Consider the following 3248-nt stretch of genomic DNA (forward strand, 5'->3'; position numbering starts at 1 on the left):
CAACGTGATGCCGTGCTGCCTGAATGGCTGCATTACTACAACTGGCACCGACCCCACATGGGGATCGGCAGCCAACCGCCTATTTCCAGAATCCCGCTGAACAACGTGGTGGGTTTACACAACTAACAGTCGACTCTACCCCGTCGATTCGCCCGGCCACGATCACCCCTCCGCAATCGCCAGGCCGTTATCGCCCCGTCGTGACCACCCCGCGCCATCACCCCGTCGAAGCTCCCATCGCGGTGGGTGTGGTCCTCTGCCCCACCATCCAGCCTTTACCGCCTGTGCCGTATAGTCGCGCGCAGGCGCGGTGGTCCGCGCGAAACGGTGTGGCTGGCGTGTCTTCTTTCCTGCGATCGATCCGTGCACGGGGGCCTTGGCTGGCCCTGCTGCTGTGCACTGCCTTCCTGCTGTCCGCACCGGTGCTGGCCCAGGATGAGGACCCCACGCCGAAGCAGCAACTGGCGGATATCGATTCCAGGCTGAAGGAGGTCGAGCGCAAGCGGGGCGATGCAGAGGCCATCGAGACACTGGCGATGCTGTCCGAGAATGCCTCGCAGGCCCGGCGCGATGCCGAAGCGCTGGAGAAGGCGTTGCAGCCGCAGCTGGATCGGATCAGCGAACAGCTGGCGCAGCTGGGCACGCCTGCGGAAGGCACCACCGAACCGCCGGAACTGGCCGCGCAACGACGCACCATCACCAAACAGCGCGACGGCCTGGCCGCGTCGGTAGCGCAGGCCAAGGCCAGTGCCGTGCGTGCCCAGCAGCTGGCAGCCGACATCGACCAGCAGCGCACTGCGCAACGCGCCGAAGACATGGGGAAGAAGGTCGCCTCGCCGTTGTCTCCGGCGCTGTGGAGCAAGGTGGCCGAGCGCCTGCCGATCGATATCGCACGCGTTGCGCCGTTGGCCGAGCAGGGGCGCGATACGTTTGTTGCTGGTGTCCGGGCCAATGGCTGGGGCACGCCGTTGCTGGGCCTGCTGGCCGCGCTGGTGATGATGTTCCCGCTGCGGCTGTGGCTGCGCAGGCTGGGGCGGCGCTTTGCGGCGTCCGAGCGTGCGCCGGACGGTCGCCTGCGGCGATCCGGCCTGGCCATGTGGCTGCTGCTGGTCGGTACGCTGCTGCCCGGCTATGCCGTGGTGGTGCTGATGGCAGCGCTCGATGCGATCGATGCGATCGCGCCGCGCCTGCAGGTGGTGGCCGACGGCCTGGAGACGGCCACCTTCCGCGCCGCCTTCATTGCGGCGCTCAGCGCGTGCATGCTGGTACCCAAGCGTCCGTCGTGGCGTTTGCTGAATCTGGATGACACCGCCGCACTCAAGCTGCGCAAGTACGCGTGGGGCGCGGCGGCGCTGGCCTGGCTGAGCACGGTGCTGGTCGCCCTCGATCAGGCCACGCGTACCAGCGACGTCACCACGGTGGCGCTGGACGGCCTGATTGCGCTGACCTACCTCGGCCTGATCATGGCCATGCTGGTGACCCTGGCACGCCTGCATCGCCGGCAGACCGCCGAGGCCGAGGCCAAGCTGGAGGCACAGGCCGATGGCGTGGGCGCGGCCACGCCGGTGCGTCGCAGCAGCTGGCTGGTACTGGCCCGGGTAGCGGGCAACATTGCGGTGGTGGCGGCCATCATCGCCACATTGCTGGGCTACCTGAACTTCGCCAAGTTCGTGAACCAACAGCTGATCGGCGGCAGCATCGTAGTGCTCGCCGCGACCCTGCTGTTCAAGTTCGTCGATGACCTGAGCACCTGGATGCTCAACGCCGACAGCAAGGTTGGCCAGACCATCCTGCTCAGCACCGGCCTGAGCGTATCGCGGCTGGAGCAGGCCGGCGTGCTGCTGTCGGCGGCGTTGCGTACCATCGTCGTACTGATCGCGCTGCTGGCCCTGGTGGCACCGTTCGGCAACATCGGCGCGGTGGTGGAGCGCTTCACTTCACTGTTCACGACCGGATTCGATATCGGTGGCACCAAGCTGGCACCGGCGGGGATCGTGTTGGCGGTACTGGCGCTGCTGGCCGGCCTGGCGATCACCCAGCTGGTGCAGCGCTGGTTGACCGACACCTACCTGCCCAAGACCGAACTGGACCTGGGCGCACGCAACTCGGTCAGTACCGTTGCCCGTTACGTGGGCATCATCATCGCGGTGATCTGGGCGCTGTCGGCCATGGGCCTGCAGTTGAGCAAGCTGGCGTTGCTGGTCAGTGCGCTGTCAGTGGGTATCGGTTTCGGCCTGCAGGTGATCACCCAGAACTTCGTCTCCGGCTTGATCCTGCTGGCCGAGCGCCCGGTGAAGATCGGCGACTGGGTGAAGCTGGGCGACCAGGAGGGCGACATCCGCCGCATCAGCCTGCGTTCGACCGAGATCCAGGTGGGCGACAAGTCGACGCTGATCGTGCCCAACTCCGAGCTGGTCACCAAGACCGTGCGCAACATGACGATGGGCAACAATCAGGGCCGCATCCAGATCCAGTTCGCGGTGCCGCCCAGCACCGATGTCGGCAACCTGCGGCAGGCGTTGCTGGATGCGTACACCGCGCATACCAACGTGCTGAAGCAGCCGGCGCCGACGGTCTACATCGACAGCATTGCCGGCGGCCAGATCACCATCAACAGCTTCGCGTACGTGGCCAGCCCGCGGCAGGTCTACGCCACCCGCAGCGATCTGTACTTCAGCCTGCTGCAGATACTGGCGGAGCGGAACATTCCGCTGTCGACCCCGACCGATATCCACATCACCCGCGATCCGCAGGAGTAGGGGGTGTTCTGCAGGGCTGCGCCCTGCACCCGTGGTAGTGCCGGCCGCTGGCCGGCAACCTCAGAAGCAACCGCAACCGCAGGCATTCCGTGGTTTGGCGGGGCGGTGTCGGAGTGCGGGGACGCCGTGAATCCGTCCATGGAGGCTTGGCAGCCGCATCCATGCGGCTGACACCCCGCACTCCGACACCGCCCCACCTCTGACAGATTCCTGCGGCTGTCGGTAGGTGTCGACCTTGGTCGACATTTCTGTCAGATATCGAAATCAATCTGGGATCAGATCCGTTTTCCTCCGGAAAACGGATCTGATCCCATCGGCATGTCCAACAGACCGCAGCAAACTGTCGAAGGCGGTGTGGGTCCGGTTGCGGGGGCGTGAGCCGCATGGATGCGGCGACCGAGCTTACATGGGTGAGGGCGCTTTGCTTGCGAAGCACTGCTTCGCAAGCGCCCGAACGCACAGCCGCCAGCGGCTGGGCCGGGCCCCGGA

The 3248-nt window shown here is 66.1% G+C and carries 2 protein-coding genes; both read left to right on the forward strand.

Annotated features, from left to right (window positions below; translation table 11 throughout):
- The coding region (locus AC5P60_RS21145) for an integrase core domain-containing protein (protein ID WP_495201759.1) at window positions 1-126 on the forward strand (126 nt) is incomplete at its 5' end.
- A 203-nt stretch (window positions 127-329) separates the two neighbouring features.
- A complete protein-coding gene (locus AC5P60_RS21150) occupies window positions 330-2759 on the forward strand; it encodes a DUF3772 domain-containing protein (protein ID WP_049397258.1) in 2430 nt (809 codons plus the stop codon).
- The last annotated feature ends 489 nt before the right edge of the window (window positions 2760-3248 follow it).

The organism is Stenotrophomonas sp. YJH_SMC_120 (assembly GCF_059368675.1).